Annotated in this window: 19 protein-coding genes and 2 pseudogenes; 13 read left to right on the top strand and 8 right to left on the bottom strand. The window is 42.9% G+C overall.

The window, feature by feature from the left end; genetic code table 11:
- The first annotated feature begins 64 nt into the window (after positions 1 to 64).
- Positions 65 to 757: a hypothetical protein gene (locus ACJ9PY_RS23575; protein ID WP_411740321.1), complete on the top strand. Its 693-nt coding sequence runs from the start codon at positions 65 to 67 to the stop codon at positions 755 to 757.
- A 41-nt stretch (positions 758 to 798) separates the two neighbouring features.
- Here ACJ9PY_RS23575 and ACJ9PY_RS23570 read toward each other — a convergent pair whose 3' ends face one another.
- Positions 799 to 918 (bottom strand): DUF4023 family protein, encoded by a 120-nt coding sequence (locus ACJ9PY_RS23570; RefSeq protein ID WP_061465287.1) that lies wholly within the window; start codon positions 916 to 918, stop codon positions 799 to 801.
- A gap of 275 nt (positions 919 to 1,193) precedes the next feature.
- On the opposite strand from ACJ9PY_RS23570, the gene ACJ9PY_RS23565 reads away from it, so the two are divergent.
- The 6 genes and pseudogenes from ACJ9PY_RS23565 to eutC form a co-directional block, all read left to right on the top strand.
- Positions 1,194 to 2,567 (top strand): histidine kinase N-terminal domain-containing protein, encoded by a 1,374-nt coding sequence (locus ACJ9PY_RS23565; RefSeq protein ID WP_411739138.1) that lies wholly within the window; start codon positions 1,194 to 1,196, stop codon positions 2,565 to 2,567.
- Between the two features lie 9 nt (positions 2,568 to 2,576).
- Complete coding sequence (locus tag ACJ9PY_RS23560; protein WP_053537393.1) at positions 2,577 to 3,161, top strand: ANTAR domain-containing response regulator; 585 nt, start codon at positions 2,577 to 2,579, stop codon at positions 3,159 to 3,161.
- 144 nt (positions 3,162 to 3,305) lie between these two features.
- Positions 3,306 to 4,577, top strand: a complete 1,272-nt coding sequence (gene eutH / locus ACJ9PY_RS23555) for an ethanolamine utilization protein EutH (RefSeq protein WP_411739137.1) — start codon at positions 3,306 to 3,308, stop codon at positions 4,575 to 4,577.
- 18 nt (positions 4,578 to 4,595) lie between these two features.
- A complete protein-coding gene (locus ACJ9PY_RS23550) occupies positions 4,596 to 6,002 on the top strand; it encodes an ethanolamine ammonia-lyase reactivating factor EutA (RefSeq protein ID WP_411739136.1) in 1,407 nt (468 codons plus the stop codon).
- An 18-nt stretch (positions 6,003 to 6,020) separates the two neighbouring features.
- A complete protein-coding gene (locus ACJ9PY_RS23545) occupies positions 6,021 to 7,385 on the top strand; it encodes an ethanolamine ammonia-lyase subunit EutB (RefSeq protein WP_411739135.1) in 1,365 nt (454 codons plus the stop codon).
- 26 nt (positions 7,386 to 7,411) lie between these two features.
- Positions 7,412 to 8,143: pseudogene (gene eutC, locus ACJ9PY_RS23540) on the top strand (ethanolamine ammonia-lyase subunit EutC); the annotation flags it as partial.
- A gap of 320 nt (positions 8,144 to 8,463) precedes the next feature.
- Here the strand turns inward: eutC and ACJ9PY_RS23535 are convergent.
- On the bottom strand, positions 8,464 to 9,189 hold the full coding sequence (locus ACJ9PY_RS23535) for a DUF4261 domain-containing protein (protein WP_098865850.1): 726 nt from the start codon (positions 9,187 to 9,189) through the stop codon (positions 8,464 to 8,466).
- Positions 9,190 to 9,448: 259 nt separating this feature from the next.
- Between ACJ9PY_RS23535 and ACJ9PY_RS23530 the strand changes: the two genes are divergently transcribed.
- Positions 9,449 to 10,168: a YebC/PmpR family DNA-binding transcriptional regulator gene (locus ACJ9PY_RS23530; protein ID WP_053536610.1), complete on the top strand. Its 720-nt coding sequence runs from the start codon at positions 9,449 to 9,451 to the stop codon at positions 10,166 to 10,168.
- A 98-nt stretch (positions 10,169 to 10,266) separates the two neighbouring features.
- On the opposite strand, the gene ACJ9PY_RS23525 is transcribed toward ACJ9PY_RS23530, so the two are convergent.
- The gene (locus ACJ9PY_RS23525; protein ID WP_411739134.1) at positions 10,267 to 11,673 is read right to left on the bottom strand and encodes a polysaccharide deacetylase family protein; all 1,407 of its coding nucleotides are present in this window, start codon (positions 11,671 to 11,673) and stop codon (positions 10,267 to 10,269) included.
- A 185-nt stretch (positions 11,674 to 11,858) separates the two neighbouring features.
- On the opposite strand from ACJ9PY_RS23525, the pseudogene ACJ9PY_RS23520 reads away from it, so the two are divergent.
- Positions 11,859 to 12,374, top strand: a pseudogene (locus tag ACJ9PY_RS23520) (sigma-70 family RNA polymerase sigma factor).
- Entirely contained in the window at positions 12,359 to 13,228 is an 870-nt protein-coding gene (locus ACJ9PY_RS23515; protein WP_411739133.1) for a DUF3298 domain-containing protein, read from the top strand. The pseudogene ACJ9PY_RS23520 and the gene ACJ9PY_RS23515 overlap by 16 nt, the downstream one beginning before the upstream one ends.
- An 84-nt stretch (positions 13,229 to 13,312) precedes the next feature.
- Here ACJ9PY_RS23515 and ACJ9PY_RS23510 read toward each other — a convergent pair whose 3' ends face one another.
- The gene (locus tag ACJ9PY_RS23510; RefSeq protein ID WP_057279147.1) at positions 13,313 to 13,537 is read right to left on the bottom strand and encodes a hypothetical protein; all 225 of its coding nucleotides are present in this window, start codon (positions 13,535 to 13,537) and stop codon (positions 13,313 to 13,315) included.
- A 339-nt stretch (positions 13,538 to 13,876) separates the two neighbouring features.
- Between ACJ9PY_RS23510 and ACJ9PY_RS23505 the strand changes: the two genes are divergently transcribed.
- Complete coding sequence (locus ACJ9PY_RS23505) at positions 13,877 to 15,370, top strand: peptide MFS transporter (protein WP_098865847.1); 1,494 nt, start codon at positions 13,877 to 13,879, stop codon at positions 15,368 to 15,370.
- A gap of 233 nt (positions 15,371 to 15,603) precedes the next feature.
- Entirely contained in the window at positions 15,604 to 15,795 is a 192-nt protein-coding gene (locus ACJ9PY_RS23500; RefSeq protein ID WP_063574880.1) for a hypothetical protein, read from the top strand.
- Positions 15,796 to 16,005: 210 nt separating this feature from the next.
- Here ACJ9PY_RS23500 and ACJ9PY_RS23495 read toward each other — a convergent pair whose 3' ends face one another.
- From ACJ9PY_RS23495 to ACJ9PY_RS23480, 4 genes are all read right to left on the bottom strand, one after another.
- Positions 16,006 to 16,953, bottom strand: coding sequence for a hypothetical protein (locus ACJ9PY_RS23495; RefSeq protein WP_098865844.1), 948 nt, complete (start codon positions 16,951 to 16,953; stop codon positions 16,006 to 16,008).
- Between the two features lie 226 nt (positions 16,954 to 17,179).
- Positions 17,180 to 18,562 carry an adenosylmethionine--8-amino-7-oxononanoate transaminase gene (gene bioA / locus ACJ9PY_RS23490; RefSeq protein WP_400449001.1) on the bottom strand — a complete coding sequence of 461 codons (1,383 nt, stop codon included), beginning with the start codon at positions 18,560 to 18,562 and terminating at the stop codon, positions 17,180 to 17,182.
- Positions 18,559 to 19,266, bottom strand: a complete 708-nt coding sequence (gene bioD / locus ACJ9PY_RS23485) for a dethiobiotin synthase (RefSeq protein WP_063574883.1) — start codon at positions 19,264 to 19,266, stop codon at positions 18,559 to 18,561. The genes bioA and bioD overlap by 4 nt, the downstream gene beginning before the upstream one ends.
- The gene (locus tag ACJ9PY_RS23480) at positions 19,245 to 19,829 is read right to left on the bottom strand and encodes a biotin transporter BioY (RefSeq protein WP_034310656.1); all 585 of its coding nucleotides are present in this window, start codon (positions 19,827 to 19,829) and stop codon (positions 19,245 to 19,247) included. The genes bioD and ACJ9PY_RS23480 overlap by 22 nt, the downstream gene beginning before the upstream one ends.
- Before the next feature lie 496 nt (positions 19,830 to 20,325).
- Here ACJ9PY_RS23480 and bioB point away from each other — a divergent pair, with 496 nt between their 5' ends.
- Positions 20,326 to 21,291: a biotin synthase BioB gene (gene bioB, locus ACJ9PY_RS23475; protein ID WP_218013321.1), complete on the top strand. Its 966-nt coding sequence runs from the start codon at positions 20,326 to 20,328 to the stop codon at positions 21,289 to 21,291.
- Positions 21,292 to 22,085: the final 794 nt, after the last annotated feature.

The following is a 22,085-nucleotide window of genomic DNA, read 5'->3' as shown; positions in this document are numbered from 1 at the left end:
AACGTCGAATGAGATTTCTTTTGTCGTGATTGGGGTAAACCATAGATGAGGAGTGATCATTTTGATGAATGTACTTTTTATGCTGCTTTATTTTATAATCATTGTTCTTGTAATTGAAATATCGGTCACCTTGATGAAATTAACTGGATTAAAAGGCACAGTGGCAAGATTTCAGGTTATTTCCATGCTGACGGGCACTGGTTTTACAACTGACGAGTCAAAATCCATTATCGATCATCCCGTTCGAAGGAAAATAAGCATGTTCTTAATTTTATTTGGTGCATTCTCGCTTGCTGTCATCATTTCATCGATCAGTACATTGCTTACAGATGATCTGCGTTTGATGGAGTTAAGCATCATTATTGGAATCCTGCTGGTTTTAACCATTTTAGTGAAGGTTCCATTTTTGAATAATAGATTATCGAATAAGATGAAAAGTGAAATGTACAATCATTATGAATTATGGGAACACCCGATAGAAGAGGTCTTATTTTTAGAAGATGAAGACGTGGTCATGGAAATCGATATTTATGAGGACTCGGAGTTCATCGATGTCAAAGCCTTTGATGTCATTTCAGATGGAGCCGACATCAATATTTTATTTATTGAAAGCGGAGAAGTTAAAATCAGAAAAGAGCTATATGAGTATAAAATCAAATTAGGGGATAATCTCTTTTTATATGGAAATAAAAAAGAGATAGAAGAAACATTCTCAAATGAAATCGAAGAGATGAAGAAGAAAAGTGCATCAGACTGAAAAGATCCCAGCCTATATTAAAGCTGGGATCTTTTGCTTCATTAGTGTTTTTTATTTGGTAATTTCTGGGCGGGATTCCCGTTGCCTTGACGGCGGAAATTGCCTTCTTCCTTTTTTTGCTGCTCTTGAATGCTTTCAACAAACTCCTTTGAACTTTTCATGGAATGTACCTCCTCCGTTATTTTCTTTTTTACTATAACCAGAAGAGGTGGAATTCATGAGTATGCAAAAAGGAACGGTGGTCATATATGGACGTAAAGTGGTAATTTTGTTCCACAAGTGAGTTGAAAAGAATATGGGTCAATCGTTTTAAATATCGCTATCTAATGTTAGAATACATTACATTAGAATATTTTGAATATTGACAAAAATAAAGCCGGTATCTATAATAATCAATAATAATATCCATGAATAAACGATTATTGGGGTTTTGCCTATGGAACGGACAATGACCGTCCGGGATTTATGTGCGTTGCATACTCATTTAGTGAACAATGATATTCAAATTCTTGAAAACCTATCAACGAATTTACCGTTGATAGCCGATTTGAATAAAGCGAATGTGTTTATTGATTGTCCGGTGCGTGAAGGGAAGCATGCCATTGTCGTTGCAGAGGCGTGCGGACACTCCGTGAAATCGGTTTACGATCATCCGGTTGTCGGTAAATTTGCTTATGAGGCATTCGAACCGGCCGTATTTTATGTATTGCGCACCGGAAAGGACATGTTCGTGAATCGGGCATTGACTCAAGAGGGAGCGATGGTCCAGCAAAGTGTCGTTCCAATCAAAGGTGAATGCAATCGGGTCATCGCCGTTTTGATCATGGAAAAGGTGATTCATGAAGAACTTGAATCTTTCAATCAGTTTGATAGGCAAGATCAACAAAATTCCTTAGTTCCTGAATTTATCGAGGAGTCCATTTTCCTGATTAATAACCAAAACCGACTTGTTTATACGAATCCTGCTGCCATTAATTTAGTATCGGAAATATGTTTGACGGACTGTGTTTTAGGTGAATCGATTTTCGATTATTTTCCTGGCTTTGCCGATGTTCTTGCTTCAAAAGAGGACATTTTGATGAAGGAAATGAACATTGGTAAAAAGATTATCCAACTAAAGAAGTTCCATTTGGGCAACAAGAATTCCAATGAAACGTTCATCATCATCCGGGACCTGACTGAACTGCGGGATAAAGAAAGGGAGCTAATCAGCAAGTCAGTAGCGATTCGTGAAATTCATCATCGGGTGAAGAATAATTTGCAGACAGTGGCCAGTTTACTTCGGCTGCAAATGAGGTTAGGAGCCCCTGAAGAAAGCAAGCCCCATTTATTGGTCAGTTTGAACCGGGTGTTAAGCATATCGTCGGTTTATGAAATCATTTTGGCAAGCAGTCAGGTTGATCATGTGGATCTGCTGGAGCTTATTAGAAAAATAGGCGATATGATCGTTCATACGGAGGGTCAAGTTCGCCAATGCGTAAGTATTGAATATAGGGGTGAGCTTCATTCGATTGATTCCGACATTGGCATTTCGGTCGCGCTGGTGGTGAATGAGCTCATTCATAATTGTGTGAAACATGCTTTCAAGGAAGGGACGGAAGGGAACATTACCGTATCCTTGCAAAAGGATGGTCCTGAATTGGAACTTCAAGTAAGAGATGATGGCATCGGATATTCACCTCCAGTGAAACCTTCTTTGGGGCTGGATATCATCCGTATGACGGTGGAAAATGATTTGGATGGGGAGTTTTCGATTCAGCGGATTAAAGAAGGTACCCTGGCTTCTGTAAGATTTCCATACAAGAGGTAGGTGGGAGAAGTGGACAAGAGGATTTTGGTCGTGGAGGATGAATCGATTGTTCTGCTTGATATAACGATCATGCTCAAGGATGCAGGCTTCGATGTGGTTGGACATGCCCGTAATGGCGAGAAGGCGATTGAATTGGCACATGCACTGCAGCCGGATCTCGTTTTGATGGATATCAAAATGCCGAAAATGAATGGGCTTAAGGCTAGCGATGTGATATCCAATACCTTTCAGATTCCTGTCCTGCTTTTAACAGCATTCAGCCAGCGTGAATATATCGATGAGGCGAAGCGAGCGAACATCGTCGGATATCTTGTAAAGCCAATTACGGAGGCGAATCTGATTCCGGCAGTGGAGATAGCTTTGCTGCAAGCAGCCAATACAAAGAAGTATCAGGAACGAAATGCTCAATTGGATGAAACGCTCACAAATCGCAAAGTCATTGAAAAGGCAAAAGGAATCATCATGAAAAGGAAGAATGTCACCGAAGAAATCGCTTACAATAAACTGAGAAGGCTTAGTATGGATAAGCAGCTTTCCATGGAGACGGTGGCACGTCGAATCATTGCAAATGATCAAAAACAAGTAAATAGATGAAGCAATGGCGCTTTGATGGACCAAATTGGTTGTAGGCAGGCATTTCTGCCAAAAAACCTAAGTTTGGGCTATAAGAGGCGTCTTTTTTATACCCTTTTTTTAAGTCGATAGGCCAAATCAAATCGGAATTCAGGGGGAATATGTATGGAGATGGTAGGTAAATTGGTTATTTATATCATTATGGTGTGTGCCGTTGTCGGTGCTATTGCATCGATTAAAGAAAGTGAGCAGGGCTTGGGGAAACAGTTCATGGAAGGTTTGCATACCGTTGGCCATATATTTATCCCGGCAGCTGGAATCATGGCCTCGATCCCTTATTTATCTTGGTTCATCAATACAGTATGCGGCCCGGTTTTCGCTGCGATCGGTGCAGATCCAGCCTTCGCCGCAACAACGATTTTGGCGACGGATATGGGGGGTTACCAATTAGCGGCCGAGCTGAAGGAATCCTATGAAGGCTGGATCATGGCGATGATTGTCGGCTTTATGTCCGGGGCAACGATTGTATTCTCGATTCCAATGGGGCTTGCGATGCTGGAAAAGCGTGATCATAAATACATGGCACTTGGTGTCATGTCAGGAATCCTGACGATTCCGATTGGCGCTTTTATCTCAAGCGTGCTAGTGGTGGCGACGAATTCAAAAATCCGCGAAGTGATTTCCACGAATGCGGATTCTACCTACGAATTCGCGTTGAGCTATTTGAAAATTGCCCTGAATCTTTCTCCGCTTCTTATTTTTGTGGTCTTGCTCGCGTTAGGTCTTTATTTCCTGCCGGATTTGATGATCAAAGGTTTCATGTGGTTTGGAAAAATATTGGACGCCGCGATTAAACTAGTGCTCGTGTTTTCGATCGTGGAAATTTTCACCGGATTGTTTTCCAAAGTATTTGGTGCTTGGGGCTTCCATCCGATCATGGCCGATAAGGCAGACCAGTTCCGTGCCCTGGAAACGGCGGGGTATATCGGGATCATGCTGGCAGGTGCATTTCCAATGATTTACCTGATTCAAAAATATGCAGGCAAGCCATTGGAAGCGATGGGCGGGAAAATTGGGTTGAGCAAAGCCGGGAGTGCAGGGATATTAGCCACGGTAGCCAATATATTGGCAATGTTCAAGCTTGTTAAAGAAATGCCGCCGAAGGATAAGGTCATAAACATATCCTTCGCTGTGTGTGCAGCCTTCCTATTGGGTGATCATTTATCATTCACAGCCAACTTTCAGCCTTCCTTAATATTACCGATCATTGTCGGAAAGCTATCTGCCGGAGCGATTGGAATCGGTCTTGCTTACTGGCTGTCCGTTCCGAAAGCTTTGGAATTAGAAGAAAAGGATCGAGCAGCAGGAATTATCGGCATAAATGAATATAAAACGAAAAACGAGGAAGAAAACAGCAATGAAATCCAAGTGGTGTAAAACTGGGGTGTGATTTTAGTGAATGAACAGGTGGAACGAATCATCAGTGCAGGAATTGATATTGGCACCAGTACGACGAAACTTGTTATCAGCGAGCTTTCGCTTAGGAATGTGGCGGGTGGCGGACAGGTGCCAAAAATTGAAATTACCGATAAGGAAATTCTGTATCGAAGTCCCATTTTCAGGACCCCGCTTGTATCCGAGACGGTAATTGACATACCTGCTGTTCAAAGAATGGTGGAAAGTGAATACCAAAAAGCAGGAATCACGATCGAAAACATACAAACAGGGGCTGTCATCATCACTGGGGAAACGGCAACCAAACAAAATGCAGAAGAAATGGTGTACCGGTTATCTAATGCGGCGGGTGAATTCCTTGTAGCGGCAGCCGGTCCGGATTTGGAAGGGATCATTGCCGCCAAGGGATCCGGCGCCTATCAACATTCCATCAAGACAAGAAAGACTGTAGCGAACATAGACATTGGCGGGGGGACCGCGAATATTGCCGTATACCGTTCAGGCATGCTTTGCGGAACCTGCACACTGCATATAGGAGGCCGTTTGGTGGAGTGGGAAGGAGCGAAGGTGAAGGTTGCTCCTTCAATAGGAAAATGGCTGAAATCAATAGGGCGCTCTCCTTTGAATGGTGAAGGGGCAATCATCGCAAATGAAATGGCGAAGGTGCTTTCGAGGTTTTTGGCTGGCTCCTTCACAAAAGAAGATGAACTTCTATTAGTTGGGAAGGAGCCATCTTGGACAGAACGAATAGACGTGTTGATGTTCTCGGGCGGTGTCAGTGATTGCATCTATCATGAAGAACGGGAGGACGAAAGCTTCCGGGATATCGGCATGATGCTTGCCGCCTCCATCAAGGAAAGTGAAGAATTGGCCGCATGGGAGTGGGAACAGCCAGTAGAAACGGTTCGGGCGACTGTACTTGGAGCAGGAGCACATACAACTGAAATCAGCGGAGCAACCATCGAAGTGAATGATTCTCATCTGCCAGTTCGTAATATTCCAGTCTATCGGGTCGATTTTCATGGCGGGCTTGATGATGTAACCGCGAAAATGACACAGGCTGTTCAGGATGCGATCACAATATACGACGCTTTGCAGGAGGGGCTGAATTTTGCCTTTTATTTAACGAATTTACCTTATCAATCATTTCGGGACATTCACCGGCTTGCAGTCGCTTTTACCGAGGCACTGAAGCAAAAACCGAATCGGCAGCAGCCTCTGATCATTGTCATGGATAGTGATTATGGAAAGGCACTTGGTCAAACCATTCTAGCGAACCAAGCGGATCTGCCGGTCATCTGCATTGATCAGACAGAAGTGGAACATGGTGACTATTTAGATATAGGAAAGCTGCTGCGGACAGGGGTCGTTCCGGTTGTAGTAAAAACGCTAACCTTCCACAGTTAGGAAAAGGAGGATCATACGATGAAATTATCCACTCAATACTTTGGGGAAATCCATCAATTCAAATCGTTGAAAGAAGTCCTGGCCAAAGCGAATGAAGAGAAATCAGGAGATAGGCTTGCGGGAATTGCAGCAGATTCCGTTCAAGAACGGATTGCGGCAAAAGCGGTGCTTAGCGAATTGACTTTGGCGGACATCAGGAACTATCCCCTGCTTTCCCCGGAAGAGGATGAGGTGTCGCGGATCATAGATGGTCTCATCAATGGAACCATCTATCAATCCGTGAAGAATTGGAGCGTTGCCGAACTGCGTGAATATATTTTGAGTGACGAAACGACAGGCGAGGACTTAAAGCGATTAAGCAGGGGATTGAATAGTGAAATGATTGCAGCGGCAGCCAAGTTGATGTCGAACCTCGACCTTATCCATGCAGCCAATAAAATCGAAGTGCTCACCAAGAATAATGGCACGATCGGATACAAAGGAACGCTTGCTTCGCGCCTTCAGCCTAACCACCCGACAGACAATGTGGATGGCATGCTGGCTTCTTTAAAAGAAGGCCTCTCCTATGGAATCGGGGATGCACTCATTGGAATCAACCCTGTCGATGATTCGGTCGAAAGCGTAAAGCGGCTGCTTCATGCTACACAGGATGTCATCCAGAAATGGAACATCCCGACCCAAAATTGTGTGCTTGCGCATGTGACCACGCAAATGAAGGCCGTTCAGCAGGGGGCGCCTGCTGATATGATCTTTCAAAGCATAGCCGGAACGGAAACGGCCAATCGCTCTTTTGGAATTGACGTACAATTGCTCGAAGAAGCTAATGAGATAGCGAAGGCCTATGGCACCGGCACAGGCCCGCAGCATCTTTATTTTGAAACGGGGCAAGGCTCCGAGTTATCGGCCGAAGCGCATTTCGGTATCGATCAGGTGACGCTTGAAGCCAGGAACTATGGATTTGCCCGTTATTTTGACCCGTACATTGTCAATACGGTCGTCGGTTTCATCGGACCTGAATATCTATATAACAGCAAGCAGGTCATCCGGGCAGGGTTAGAAGATCATTTCATGGGGAAAATGCATGGACTGCCGATGGGGGTGGATATATGCTATACGAATCATATGAAGGCGGATCAAAATGATATCGAGGACTTGGGTGTACTTTTAACGGCGGCTGGTGTGAATTTCATCATCGCTACTCCGATGGGTGATGACTGCATGTTAAATTATCAGTCTTTGAGTTATCACGATATAGCGACTTTGAGGCAAACGATGGATAAGCGGCCTGCCCCATTATATGAAGCTTGGCTGGAGAAGATGGGGATTATGGAGAACGGAAAATTAACGAAGCTTGCCGGTGATCCAACTATATTTAACCATTAGGAGTGGATGATATGGGAATGAATAATAAGGAAGATTTGGATGCCATGATAGCGAAAACCCCTGCGCGGATAGGGGTAGGCAGGTCAGGGACCCGGCCGAAAACGGATTCGTGGCTGAAATTCCGTTTTGACCATGCAGCGGCCGTCGATGCTGTATATGGTGAAGTCAGTGATATTATTTTGAAGCGCTTGGATTTATTCAAGGTGAAAACGAAGGCCGATGATAAGGAAGTCTATTTACGGCGTCCGGATTATGGCAGGAAGCTTTCGGATGAAGCAAAGAGGGTGATAGATGCCAAATGCATAAAGGCTCCAACGGTTCAAATCATCATTTCCGATGGCTTAAGTGCCAAGGCAATCGAAGAAAATGTCGAGGACGTCTATTTATCTTTCAAACAATCTTTGGCAGTGGCAGGTCTGGATACGGGTACACCATTTTATATTGAAAAGGGCCGGGTTGCCGTGATGGATGATATCGGTGAAATCCTTGGACCTGAGGTCATTGTCCTGTTGATCGGTGAACGGCCCGGTCTTGTCAGTGCTGAATCATTGAGCGCTTACATTTGCTATAAACCACGTTTGGGCACCATTGAAGCGGAGAGGATGGTCATTTCCAACATCCATAAAGGAGGGATCCCCCCTGTTGAAGCTGGAGCGCATCTTGGCACGGTCATTCAAAAAATCCTCAAATACCAAGCGAGCGGCATGTCCCTCGTGAAGAAGGAGCATGAAGAAGAAAAGCATGAAAAACTCGGTTGAACCCCTAGTGTCTAAAAAAGGAAGTTCGGATGGTCTCATTTGACGATCATTAAGAATAGGTCGTTGATTTCCTCTCCAGGCACTCGCTTTATATGTTTTTTTATTGTTTTATGAATCCGTTATTGGACGGAAGAAAAGTGCGACACTCCTGCCGAAAAGCTGGCTAGCCAAGACCCCACAGGCGCTTGAGCCGAGGAGGCTTGGCAGACAGTCGGCGGAAAGGGAGCGGATTTCTGGAATCGACTGAAATACTTTTAAAATAAAAAAACTGCAAGCACCCGCTTTATTTGCCTGCAGTCTGGGGGGAGCGGATCGCTCCCCTATTTACTTGTCCCTAAATTCCATAAACCAAACGGGTTGTAGAAGGGATGTTCTTCTTCATATCTAAAGTCTTGAAGGCCCGTCAAAATAAAGTCGGGTGCATCTTGCTGAATGCTAAAGGTTTCGCCATTCTTAAAGAGAGGCCGTTCACCTACATGGTAATAATTAAATGTGTTAAGCAGGGCAGCCGCCTCTTTCGGACTCATTGTGTTAAGTGTCACGGCATCCGGAAGACCAAAGGCTTTCATTCCGAAAGAACAATAATAGTCTTCCTCTCCGATGATCGTGACAAAATGGGCATATACCGAGAGAATATCCGGGCTATGATGAAGATGCAGCCAATCTTCCTTTGAATGGGCAATTCCCGCCGTTTCTATTTTCACTGCCATTCCGCCTGCCTTGAGGATCGCTGCCCCGGCATCGATCAAATCGATAACAGTTCCGGTATCGGATACATCGGCTATTATATAAACGGTAAAGGTATGGCCATTGATTTCCTCTAATGCATTCTCTGAAAAGGCGTCTTTACTGGCGTAAGAAAAGCTCTCTTTTAAAGTGGGTTCATAATCATGGATCTCCGCCTGAAACGTAATGTTCTTATCACTGTTATGAAAAACATTCCCGGCTAACAGATACCCCTCGCTTTGGGAAGCAACCGTTTGAATCAATTCTGTCCGGTCCTTCCATTTCCCGGGTATCCCGATGATGATTTGGTTGTCCTTCATGGATCATCTCTCCTTTCCAATCACTTCATACTATACCACTACTGATGTTTTCCATAGCATTTCATGAAAAATGGCGCAAAGTACCGATAAATGCCAGTGAGGGATGTGCAGGACTTTTTCAAAATTATACAATTGATGTATAATATAATCTAGTAAACGTATAGCCTATCTTCAAAGGAATTCCCCTTGTGGGTTTTCTCATAGGGCCGTATCTTAATTATCTATTCGTATATATCAATGATGAAAGAGAGTGTTTATAATGGGTCGTAAGTGGAATAACATTAAAGAAAAAAAAGCGTCAAAAGATGCTAATACTAGTCGGATTTATGCTAAGTTCGGACGGGAAATATATGTAGTGGCAAAACAAGGCGAACCAGATCCAGAATCCAATCAGGCATTAAGGGTCGTACTTGAGCGTGCTAAAACGTACAATGTTCCAAGAGCGATCATTGACCGTGCGATTGAAAAAGCTAAAGGCGGTTCGGAAGAAAACTATGACGAACTTCGTTATGAAGGATTCGGTCCAAATGGTTCAATGGTCATCGTGGATGCATTGACAAACAACGTGAACCGGACGGCATCCGATGTACGTGCCGCATTTGGGAAAAATGGCGGGAATATGGGTGTCAGCGGATCTGTTGCTTATATGTTCGATGCAACGGCTGTCATCGGGATTGAAGGTAAAACGGCTGATGATGTTCTTGAACTGTTAATGGAAGCGGATGTTGATGTACGTGACATCATTGAAGAAGAAGAAAGTGTCATCGTTTATGCCGAGCCTGAACAATTCCATGCTGTACAACAAGCATTCAAGGATGCAGGAATCAGCGATTTTACAGTGGCAGAGCTGACGATGCTTGCACAAAATGACCTAACCCTTCCGGAAGATGCACAAGCACAATTCGAAAAAATGATTGATGCATTGGAAGATCTGGAAGATGTTCAACAAGTTTATCATAATGTAGATCTTGGTGAATGATAAAATGAGCAGGCCTTTGCTATATGATCAAAGGCCTGCTTATTTCATTTGAAAGGAAAGAGCCTGTTCCGAATCACGAAACAGGCTCTTTCCTTTTATTATTCACTTATGGTGATTCCGGAAAGTTCACGGTCTTTCTTTACCTTTTCCAATTCTGAAATAGTGACAAGTTGATAATCTTGGTCATGCAGTTGTTTAATGATTTTTCCTGCAGCCTGGGCGCTAGTTTGATAGATATCATGCATTAATATGACTCTGCCATCTTTGGCTTTGCTCATCACTTTGTTTATGATTTTCTTTTCATTGCGTTCTTTCCAATCCTCTGGATCGACATCCCAAAGTGAGACTTTCATATCCTCCATGTATTCCCGCACATTATGGTTAATCGCTCCATATGGGGGACGGACGAGATTTGGCTCAGTACCTGTAGCTTTTTTTACAGCGTCTTGGGTCTTTTCGATTTGATCTTCGATTTTGTTCTTGCTTAAGCGCGTCAGCTGCGGATGATCCCATGAATGGTTGCCGATCTCATTTCCTTCCTGCAGCATTTTTTGCAGAACTTCCGGATAGTGCTGTACGCGGCTTCCAAGTACGAAAAACGTCGCGTGACCATCATATTTTTTCAGGACTTCCAGGATGGACATGGTATGACTTGGATGCGGCCCGTCATCGAACGTCAAGGCAATGACCTTTTTTGAAGGGTCGATCCATTCATTTTGCACGGGCAGTTTGGCGACGATATGTTTCGGCTGCCATTCCTTTACACGATCCTCATTCAAATCTTGACTTTGATATGAATCTAGCAAACTATCTTTAAAAAGATCCTTCTTGATGGCTATTGTATGGGTCTTAGTTGAATCATCAGTCTTAACGTAGAAAACGAGCGTATTTTTCAAGACTGAAAAAGAATTGAAGTTGGCTGCCTTCAGTTTGTTTTCCTTTTTAATGAGACTGTTTGAAATGCCTTCTTCTTCCTTCTGCGTTAACTCTTCAAAAACAATATCGGATAAAACGGATAAATAATCAGTATCCGTGGCAAAGATGTCTTCTATGGAGAGCTTTTGCTGAGATGGAATATCATAAGTGAAGATCTGGGTTCCAGACTGCTTCTTTCCTTCCACTTGCTCATATTTATCGAAGGAAATCGTAATGGTCTGTTTGCTAAAATGGAGGATCGTATAGGTGAGGTTAAGCTCGGAAGCTTTTCCGTCGGATGCTTTCCATTTCTTTTCATAATCCTTAATTTCTTTCTTTATGTAGGCTTCTAGCTGCTTGTCGATATTTTCTAAATGCAGAACTGGCCTGCTGGCTGAATACCCGCCTTTCGTATTATCTTTCACATACGTTTGAATATCGGCTTCTGGGTAATTTTTATCAGTTGTATAGGCCGAAACGGTTCTCTTCTTATCAAAAGCAAGGCTTTTAATGGCTAACCCCATCGTTCCTACAGCAGCTGTTAGACAAAATAGAAAAATAAAGACTTTTTTATAATTTAATTTCCTCATGATGCACTCCACCTCGATAATCATTCTACTATATAGAGGCGCCAAAAGCCTTAAAAGTTTGTAAAAAATTTCATTTTTTTATATTTATATATTTTCTTGCTCATTTTCAAACTTTTATGGCTGCACCAACGTCTATTCTTTGTACCTAGGATACGTAATTTAAATGTAAGGAGCTCTAACATGTAATGAAAAACCCAGAAATGAATCAATTAATCGCGGCCCGGATAACCGAAAGGCAAGAGAATTTGTACAGACTTGCTTTTTACTATGTCAAAAACCAAGAGGATGCCCTGGATATCGTGCAGGAATCAATCAGGAAAGCGCTAGCCTCCAGCAGCAAAATCAAAGACGCCGCTTCTATAGATAGTTGGTTATATAAGATCATCGTCCGAACAGCACTGGATGTTTTGCGGAAGAAGAAGAAACTGACAGTCGCCGATGATGAAACAATAGAATACTTGCGCCGCGGTGAGGAGGATCACTATCCTGACCTGGATTTGCAAATGGCCCTGGAAGGACTTTCAGTCAAGTACAAAACGGTAGTCGTCCTCCGTTTCTTTGAGGACCTGAAGCTGGACGAGATAGCGGAAGTGCTGGAATAAAATGTAAGCACGATTAAAACGAGATTATATAAAGCGCTGCAACTATTGCGGATCAACATGACTGAACGGGAGGAAACGAAAAGATGGAAAAAAAATTAAAAGATCTGCGGGAAGAATATCTTAAAATACCGATACCAAAGGAATTGGATGATGTCGTTCAAGCAGCCTTGAATGAAAAGCCAAGGAAAAAGCCGAGGGTTGGCAGGAATATCCTCGTGACAGCGGCTGCAGCGCTCCTGATCGTGACAGCTTCCGTAAACATCAGTCCGGCAGCGGCGAAAGCCATGAGTGATATACCGATAGTCGAGAAGGTCATCAAAGTGATTACCTTCGTCGAATGGAAAGAAGAAGCGAATAATTCTTCGGCAGTAATCAAAACGCCTGCAATATCCGGTCTCGAGAATAAACAGCTCGAAGATAGCTTGAATGAAAAATACTTATCGGAAAGCAAGCAGCTTTATAAGGAATTCACGGATTCCATGTCAAAACTGAAGGAAGGGGAAAAGGGCAATATCTCGGTGGAAAGCGGATATGTGATATTGACGGATAATGAAACGATAGTATCCGTACAGCGTTATACGGATACGATTTCTGCTTCCAGTTCTACAGAAAGTCAATTCGATACAGTCGACAAGAAAAACGAAGTGCTGTTAACGCTAAATAGCTTATTTAAAGATGATCGCTATCTTCAGGTGATCAGCGAAAACATCAAGGAACAGATGAAGCGGCAGATGGCTGAAGATCCGGAAAAGATATATTGGGTGGAAGATGATGATTTTACTGCTTTTAAAGGCATCGATGAAAACCAAAACTTTTATATAAACGAAGATGGCAAGCTAGTCATCGCCTTTAACAGCTATGTAGCTGCGCCGGGGTACATGGGGGCCGTCGAGTTCATCATCCCGACAAAGGTGCTGTCAGACCTTCTTGTTGGCGATCAATATATCCATTAAAACGGCCCTATTGTAATTCTATGATGGGCGGAAGGTTTTTAAAACGGCACAATATCCATTAAAAAAGACGAACAACGTTACTACTTACAGTAACCTTGGTTCGTCTCTTTTTTGTTCGAATTTCATCTGGTCCAGTTCCAGCCTCATTTTTTCCGTCTCCATAAGGAAGTTTTCATGTTTAAGTTTTTCAAGCTCCAGTTCAACTTGCAGCATCTTATGTTTGTTTTTTGACTGTTTTTCGAAATGGCTTGTCAGTATTCCGAGTATAGGGATGGAAAAAATCATTACCACGGTTATGATCCCGAACATTATGGTGCCTCCTCTTTTTTTATATCTATTATACGGTGAATATAACGGTTGTGGTGGGGTTATTTCAAAATTCATCATTTCCTTTTCTCGTTAAAAAGTACATGGCAACCAAAGTGATATCAAGCGTAATACCATGGATGAAGTTAGGGTAATATATCATTGATGGCCGCTTTCTATTAGATTATATGGACTGTTTTTTAGTGCGAAATCCGGACTTTTGCTTGTATGGTGGAAAGCTCACTTCTATTTATTTTGAAATTAATTATTTAAATATACTAAATATTTGTTTACAATAGTGAAATTTAAAGTTATTATACAATAATAAAAGGAGGGCTAGGTATGGCAACGATAAATAAACAGAAAATTGTGGATAGTGTACCTCAAAAAGGTTTTTTTGGAAACCCTAAAGGATTATTCACCCTTTTCTTTACTGAGTTCTGGGAGCGTTTTTCCTATTATGGCATGAAGGCCATTCTTGTTTACTATATGTATTACGAAGTTTCTAAAGGGGGATTAGGCCTTGATGAACCCACGGCCCTTGCCCTTGTATCCATCTATGGATCTTTAGTATATATGTCAGGTATAATTGGCGGCTGGCTCGCCGATAGGATTTTCGGGACTTCAAAAGCCGTATTTTACGGCGGTATCTTGATCATGCTCGGGCATATTGTCCTTGCTGTACCAGGCAGTCTTTCCATGTTCTTTGTTTCCATGGTACTCATTGTTCTGGGTACTGGTTTATTAAAACCGAATGTTTCCAGCATTGTCGGGGAAATTTACGCAGAAAATGATGAACGCCGGGATTCCGGTTTCAGTATATTCTATATGGGTATCAACATGGGTGCATTCCTTTCACCATTTGTTGTCGGTACAGTCGGTATGGACTACAGCTTCCATCTTGGTTTTGGACTTGCAGCAATTGGTATGTTGATTGGTCTCATTGTCTTTGTTACAACAAAGAAAAAGAACCTGGGCTTGGCTGGAACTCTTCCTGCTAACCCATTATCACAGGATGAAAAGAAAAAAGTATTTACTAAATTGGGGATAGCCGCACTTATCATAGCTGCCATCATCGGCATCACTGCTTCTGCAGGCATCTTAACGATTGAAACTTTTATTAATCTTGTAGGTATTCTAGGAATCGTAATTCCGACCCTTTATTTCATTTTCATGTATCGCAGCCCGAAAACGACTTCTGTTGAACGTTCACGCTTGATTGCCTATATTCCTTTGTTTATAGCAGCCGTCATGTTCTGGGCGATTCAAGAGCAAGGTGCAACAATATTGGCAAGCTATGCAGACAAACGGACACAGTTGAACTTTGCAGGATTGGAAATAAACCCGGCATGGTTCCAATCTTTGAACCCTTTGTTCATAATCACCCTTGCACCAGTATTCGCATGGTTATGGATTAAACTAGGAAAGCGTCAGCCGACCATTCCGCAAAAATTCTCGATAGGCCTACTGTTCGCCGGTTTATCATTCCTGGTGATCCTGCTTCCTGTTTATTTCAGTGGATCAGACGCATTAGTCAATCCGTTATGGCTTGTACTTAGCTATTTCCTTGTAGTGCTTGGAGAGCTTTGCTTATCGCCAGTCGGACTTTCAGCAACTACAAAATTGGCTCCGGCCGCATTCTCGGCACAAACGATGAGCCTGTGGTTCCTGGCCAGTGCAGCAGCACAAGCACTGAACGCACAAATCGTTAGATTCTACACACCTCAAACCGAAATGGCTTATTTTGGAGTGATCGGTGTTGCTTCAATAATCCTTGGACTGGCCCTGATGGCCTTATCACCAAAGATTCAAGGTTACATGAAAGGCATTCGCTAACACATTAAAAAAGATGACCTCCGAATTAACGGGGTCATCTTTTTTGTTTTTGTATTCGCAATTTTCCTGAATGAGTAGCATAGATCACTGGAATGGTTGCCAGGTAGCAATAAGCGAATATGAAAAAAAGAGCATCCTTTAATGAGGAGTGGATGACCAATGGCTCCGCATAAAAAAGTCATTTAAACATAATTATATATAACGATAGGTGTTTTATGGGTAGGAGGGAAGATATGGAGGGAAGGAAGTACAAGTATGAGCTACTATTGAGAAGCGCCAGGAAAGTCGGGTCCAAACCTAAAGGTACTGAAATGCCATCTTCACCTGTATGGAGTCCCGATCATATAAAATCAGCTAAGGATTGGATCGGCAGGAGCCCTATTCTGGAACCGTATATTAATACATATCTTGGACTTAAAAAATAACCCCGTGAGTCATCAGGGGTTATTTTTAATTTACATGTGATAATACTTTTTTTACTGACGGACTATTCGGTGTCAACTTGTTCGAATGATAAGTTGGAATAACGACCTCGTGAGGCTGTGACTTACCAACCTTACTTGCGGATTTAAATAGTTTGGATTTACTATATTTTCTTTTAGGTAAAGACATCGTTATCACCTCTTTCCTTTATTTTACTTAATTTCTTCCTCAGATTCAACATCTTCCTCTTCTTGAATAGCCAAAGATGTGTGATATCTTCGGTATAATTCATATGTTAATGAAGCTAAGCCTGATACTAAATGGCCGTCATATTCATCAAAAATGGTTCGATAGCTCTTTAGGACAATGACATAAGTAATTAAGCATTCTTCCTCAGTCAAAAGATTTTCCTCGACGTTAATTGTGTGGATCATAAAGTTTTTAAAGTGTATGTATCTATCATTCTCTTTATTGATAGGAAGCCCGATTCCTTTCACTTTTGCAGAGGGAAGAGATTTTTTAACAAGTTTAGGAGCTGAATAATTCTGTTTAAACTTGGTTTCCGTCACTATATCAAATTCAAAATGGGAGTCCCAATTATTTTTATAGTGATCTCTCATGTAAAAGAGCATTTCTTCAAGAAAGTCCTTATAGCTTGTATTATCCCTTTCAACTTCTAAAAACAATGATTTAAAATCCTCTTTTAACCAGTAAGAGAGAAGTCCGAATTTATCTTGTTGAATGGTCAAATTCTTAGCTACCTCGATGGCTTGGGATTCTCTTTCAACTTCGAGGGTCATGAATTTAAATCTTTTAACGCTCAATAGCGGGATTGGTATGAGTATAAAAAGGAATAGCAGGATTAAAAAGTAACCGACATGTTCAAATATGATTTTTGCTTTTGGTGATTCCGCTAATGGTTTTAAAACCAGTGATGTTACGGTGGGGTCCTTTTCAATGACTTTACTTTCCTTTACTTTTTCACTGTTACTTGATTGTTCCTGTTTCGACTCTTGAACATTACCAGCAGGTGCCTGAAAATAGCGAATAATTCCAGAGACGATAATTAGAATGAGCAGACTTATATAAGCAAAAGTATAAAAAGTCCTGATCCAGTCTTTTCTGGTAGGGGAATCATACGCTTTTTCTATGCCTGACAAAACGGCTCACCTCTTTCCTTTTACCCTGATTATAGCAGAAATACCCAAAAATATTAAAAATATCAAGGTTAAAATCTATAGGTTTGTAAAACTGAAAAAGAGGCTAATGAGATTTTAGCCGTGCAGACAATGGAAGGAAATCAGGATATGTACTCCGAATTTCCAAAGTGTTTTGTGAAGAAAGGAAAGAAACCGGATGAGCTCTGCTCTTCCGGTTCTTTGTGCATCAGTTTGCTGCTGGAATCAATCCTTTATGAATGGAGACTTCCTGAATGGCACGGTAGACGGTTTCGACCATGAAATCGAGTTCTTTTTCTGACATGGAAAGGATTGGCATCATCGTGATGACTGGACCAAGTTCCCGGATGATCAGGCCATTTTCCCGTGCTGTATGGATGATTCCGGAAACGACGTTTTCTTGGAGGGTGAACGTTTCTTTTGTTTCACGGTCTTTAACGATTTCCACTCCAATCATGAAGCCGCGCTGGCGGATATCGCCGACTATCGGAAGTTCGTATAGCGCTTGCAGTCTTTTTGATAGGTATTTTGATTTTTTCTGGATGTCTTTAATGAGATTGCGGCTTTCCATTAGCTCGATATTCTTCAGGGCCAGGGCACAGGCAAGCTGATTTCCTGTATAGGTGTGACCATGATAGAAGGTTTTATGTTCTTCCCGTTCCCCCAAGAAGGATTGAAAGATCTGCTCGTTCATGATGGTGGCGGCGAGTGGCATATATCCCCCAGTGATCCCTTTACCCATGCACATGATATCGGGGACGACGTCTTCCTGTTCGCAGGCAAACATCGTACCGGTGCGACCGAACCCTACAGCCACCTCGTCACAAATTAAGAGGATGTTGTACTTTTTGCATAATTGCCCGACCTCTTTCAAAAAGCCATGGGGATGGGTAATGATGCCTGCTGCTCCCTGCACGAGCGGCTCGATGATCAATCCTGCAATTTCCTCGGATTGTTTCTGCAGTAACTTCTCCAGTTCCTTCAAGCAATGGTTTTTCACTGCTTCTGGATCTCCATATTCAGTCATGTGATAGGCATATGGTGAAGGGGCTGAAATCCTTTGAAATAAGAGGGGCTTAAAGATTCTATGGAATAGATCCATTCCGCCCACACTCACGGCACCGACAGTATCGCCGTGGTATGCTTCGTCAAGGGAGACGAATTTGTTTTTATTCCGATGCTTGACGGGATCGATATTCTGCCAATATTGATAAGCGACTTTAAGGGCGATTTCCACAGCGGCTGATCCCGTGTCGGAGTAAAAGACTTTCGATAAAGAACCAGGAGTGATCTCTGCCAGTTTTTTCGCCAGTAAGATCGATGGTACATTCGCAGATCCGAGCAGCGTCGAGTGCGCGACTTTATTCACTTGCTCAATTAGGGCGCCGTTTAATTCCGGCTCGTTATGCCCGTGAACATTCACCCATAAAGAAGCATAGCCATCGAGGTAGCGTTTGCCATCCACATCAATCAGGTAGCTGCCTTCGCCGCGTTCGATGATAAGCGGTTTACTTTCCCGATACGTTTTCATTTGTGTGAACGGATGCCATACATATTCCTTATCCCATTGTTCTAAATCCTGACTGTTCATGCTTCGAACACCTCTTTCAGTTGTTGGGTATATTCTTGATCACCAAGCAAATCAAGGATGCAGATCCTCAAGTCTTTTCTAACATCGGCCAGTGTCGGGATGCAGGCGAGGCCATTCATCCCAGTCAGCTTTTCAATGGTTTCGATATTGTCTTGGTGAATCCGATCTTCTGCCTGGTAATGATTATACAAAATGGTTTTCACGTTTATATCATGGACTTGGGCATAAGAATGGGTCGTCACGACATCATGAATCGCCCCTAAACCGCTTGTGGATACGAAGAGGACAGGCATCCCGCAATCCCTTATGAAATCGGCCGTCATATAGAAACCTTCCGTTCGTTCAATAAGCGGCACAGCCAATCCTCCAGCGCCCTCGACTAATACGATGTCATACATTTCCTCAAGTTCATGAACCCTTTCCACGACTTTCTTCTCATCGATGAGACTGCCGGTTAATTTAATCGCCAAATGTGGGGAGGTTTCGGGTTCCAGTGTGTAAAACCCCGATTCCTTTACACCGAGTTCCTGCTCAAACCAAGATATATCCGGGTATGTATGATTTTCTTCATTGATACCAGTTTGAAATGGTTTGAATATCGTAACGCTTTTTCCCAATGTTTGAAGAGAAAGATAAAGTGCACTCGTGACGATGGTCTTTCCAATATCCGTGCCAGTTCCGGTTATAAAGTAGGCTTGGCCCATGGGTGATTCAGCTCCTTTACGTTTATATATCTTGCAATACGCGGACGTACTTGCTGAATGATGACAGCACATAGAATGCATAGCATTAAATCACCGGGTACAGGTAACAAAAAGCCGTAAAGAATCGTTTGGCTGATGGAAAGCGGCGTTTCCACAATCCACTTCATGGCACCATACAGCCAGATGCAGCCGAAAAGGTAAACGGTCAGCAAAGTGGCGGCATTAGCAAAGAATATGGAACGAATCGTGGAGAGGGAAAACCGGTTGATCAGCCATCCATTTACATAGGCTCCCAGTATATATCCGAGCAAATAGCCGAAAGTGGGTTTGAATATATAGCCGAATCCCCCGCCTTCAGCAAACACGGGCACCCCGATAAGTCCGATCAGGACGTAGCATAACTGACTGAGCATCCCAAGCCGGGGCCCCAACAATGCGCCTGCCAAATAGACTGCCAGAATTTGCAGCGTGAATGGTATGTAAGGGATAGGTATCTTAATAAAGGCGCCAATGGCAGTTAGCGCGGTAAAAAGGGCCACATAAGAAATCGTCCTTGCTTTCAAGTTTTTACCCCCCCTTTTTTTGAAAGTGTTGGCAGAATGCCCACTATTAGTTTGCCTGATTCCTATTTTATATGTCAACTAATTTGTTATTTGGTTAACATATAAAGTGCCAGTTTTCTTAGGATTTAAAGGACAACTAGGAAAATATTGAAAAAAGGCCATTGAATAATATTTTGTATGTATGTTATTATTCTAACGATATGTTAACTTGTTGTAATTTAGGTTAACAAATATTATCGCTCCATTGATACTGCTAAATGTTAATTGCCCATTGAGGCTGATGGTGCACATGCAACCGGTTGGTTGGAGGGGAAAGTGATTTAGGTAAACTCGCGGCTGGAGCAGCAGGTTGCAGGAAGCGGGTCTATTACTGGATATCTTCCGTTTTATGTGCGGAGAACCGGAACAGGATATGTTCTTTTTCAAGGAATGGCGATTCGGCACAAAATAAAAGAAAAGAGGGATAGGTTTGGAAACATTGGTAAGGGATTGGAAGATGTTAGCGGAGAACGTTATCAAAGGATATAAAGTGACGGAGGAAGAGGCATTATCCATCGTCCAAGCCCCAGACGAAGAGGTTTTGGAAATTCTGAATGCAGCCTATCTCATACGTAAACATCATTATGGGAAAAAGGTAAAATTGAATATGATCATCAATACGAAATCAGGATTATGTCCCGAAGATTGCGGCTACTGCTCGCAGTCGATCGTCTCGGAAGCCCCGATCGATAAATATGCTTGGCTGACTAAAGAAAAGATTGTCGAGGGAGCGCAAGAATCAATTCGCCGGAAAGCGGGTACTTATTGCATTGTCGCTTCTGGCCGTCGTCCGACCAACAGGGAAATCGATCATGTCATTGAAGCGGTAAAAGAAATCCGCGAAACGACGGATCTTAAAATCTGCTGCTGTTTAGGTTTCCTGAATGAGGAACATGCCGGTAAACTAGCGGAAGCAGGCGTTCATCGCTATAACCACAACTTGAATACATCACAGGAAAACTACAGTAAAATTACATCGACACATACATATGAAGACCGGGTAGATACAGTGGAAGCTGTGAAAGAAGCCGGAATGTCCCCATGCTCTGGAGCCATTTTCGGAATGGGTGAATCTGAGGCGGAAGCGGTGGAAGTCGCTCTATCCTTACGCAGCCTTGATGCAGATTCCATTCCTTGTAATTTTCTCAATGCAATTGACGGAACGCCGCTAGAGGGAACTTCCGAGCTGACCCCCACTAAATGCCTGAAATTGATTTCGATGATGAGATTCGTTAATCCTAGTAAAGAAATCCGCCTGGCCGGGGGCCGGGAGGTCAATCTCCGTTCCATGCAGCCCATGGCACTTTATGCTGCCAATTCCATCTTCGTCGGCGATTATTTAACGACAGCTGGTCAAGAACCCACAGCGGATTGGGGAATCATTGAAGACCTGGGATTTGAAATTGAAGAATGTGCCCTTTAATTGATAAAGAAGATTATTGAGAGAAACTAAAAAAAACACCCTTAGGGTGTTTTTTTAGTTTGTCGACTAAAGGGGGGGTCTGGTCCCACCCCGAACCATAATCTTAAACATAACTAGTTTATCCTTCAGAGTTTTTTACAGTAATCCTTAAAGGATGGAAGAAATTTGCGGGACTCCTGCCGAATAACTGGCTAGCCGAGACCCCACAGGCGCTTGCGGCGAGGAGGCTTGGCAGACAGTCGGCGGAAAGGGAGCGGATTTTTGAAATCAACTGGAATGTAATTTTAAGAAAAAACTGTAGGCTCGGCCATATCCCGAAGCAAGCTTAAGATAGGGGATCCTTCATGTTTTTACAGTAATCCTAAAAGGATGGAAGAAATTTGCGAGACTCCTGCCGAATAACTGGCTAGTCGAGACCCCACAGCCGTTTACCGGCGAGGAGGCTTTGCAGACAGTCGGCGGAAAGGGAGCGGATTTCTGGAATCAACTGGAACGTAATTTCAAGAAAAAACTGAAGGCTCGGACACATCCCGAAGCAAGCTTAAGATAGGGGATCTTCATAGTTTTTTACAGTAATCCTAAAAGGATGGAAGAAATTTGCGAGACTCCTGCCGAATAACTGGCTAGTCGAGACCCCACAGCCGTTTACCGGCGAGGAGGCTCGGCAGGCAGTCGGCGGAAAGGGGGCGGATTTCTGGAATCAACTGGAATGTAATTTCAAGAAAAAACTGAAGGCTCGGATACATCCCGAAGCAAGTTTAAAGATAGGGAATACTTCATGTTTTTACAGTAAT

It is taken from the genome of Peribacillus sp. S4, assembly GCF_046715815.1.
In the GTDB taxonomy this organism is placed as follows: domain Bacteria; phylum Bacillota; class Bacilli; order Bacillales; family DSM-1321; genus Peribacillus; species Peribacillus frigoritolerans.
This window is presented reverse-complemented; position numbering and strand designations above follow the sequence as displayed.

Bases quoted from the DNA above. Each gene is read 5' to 3' on its own strand.
- eutH (WP_411739137.1), top strand. From the start codon at position 3,306: ATGGAGATGGTAGGTAAATTGGTTATTTATATCATTATGGTGTGTGCC.
- ACJ9PY_RS23505 (WP_098865847.1), top strand. From the start codon at position 13,877: ATGGCAACGATAAATAAACAGAAAATTGTGGATAGTGTACCTCAAAAA.
- ACJ9PY_RS23565 (WP_411739138.1), top strand. From the start codon at position 1,194: ATGGAACGGACAATGACCGTCCGGGATTTATGTGCGTTGCATACTCAT.
- bioD (WP_063574883.1), bottom strand. From the start codon at position 19,266: ATGGGCCAAGCCTACTTTATAACCGGAACTGGCACGGATATTGGAAAG.
- bioA (WP_400449001.1), bottom strand. From the start codon at position 18,562: ATGAACAGTCAGGATTTAGAACAATGGGATAAGGAATATGTATGGCAT.
- ACJ9PY_RS23510 (WP_057279147.1), bottom strand. From the start codon at position 13,537: ATGTTCGGGATCATAACCGTGGTAATGATTTTTTCCATCCCTATACTC.
- bioB (WP_218013321.1), top strand. From the start codon at position 20,326: ATGTTAGCGGAGAACGTTATCAAAGGATATAAAGTGACGGAGGAAGAG.
- ACJ9PY_RS23500 (WP_063574880.1), top strand. From the start codon at position 15,604: ATGGAGGGAAGGAAGTACAAGTATGAGCTACTATTGAGAAGCGCCAGG.
- ACJ9PY_RS23535 (WP_098865850.1), bottom strand. From the start codon at position 9,189: ATGAAGGACAACCAAATCATCATCGGGATACCCGGGAAATGGAAGGAC.
- ACJ9PY_RS23570 (WP_061465287.1), bottom strand. From the start codon at position 918: ATGAAAAGTTCAAAGGAGTTTGTTGAAAGCATTCAAGAGCAGCAAAAA.
- ACJ9PY_RS23525 (WP_411739134.1), bottom strand. From the start codon at position 11,673: ATGAGGAAATTAAATTATAAAAAAGTCTTTATTTTTCTATTTTGTCTA.
- ACJ9PY_RS23575 (WP_411740321.1), top strand. From the start codon at position 65: ATGAATGTACTTTTTATGCTGCTTTATTTTATAATCATTGTTCTTGTA.
- ACJ9PY_RS23515 (WP_411739133.1), top strand. From the start codon at position 12,359: ATGGAAAAAAAATTAAAAGATCTGCGGGAAGAATATCTTAAAATACCG.
- ACJ9PY_RS23545 (WP_411739135.1), top strand. From the start codon at position 6,021: ATGAAATTATCCACTCAATACTTTGGGGAAATCCATCAATTCAAATCG.
- ACJ9PY_RS23530 (WP_053536610.1), top strand. From the start codon at position 9,449: ATGGGTCGTAAGTGGAATAACATTAAAGAAAAAAAAGCGTCAAAAGAT.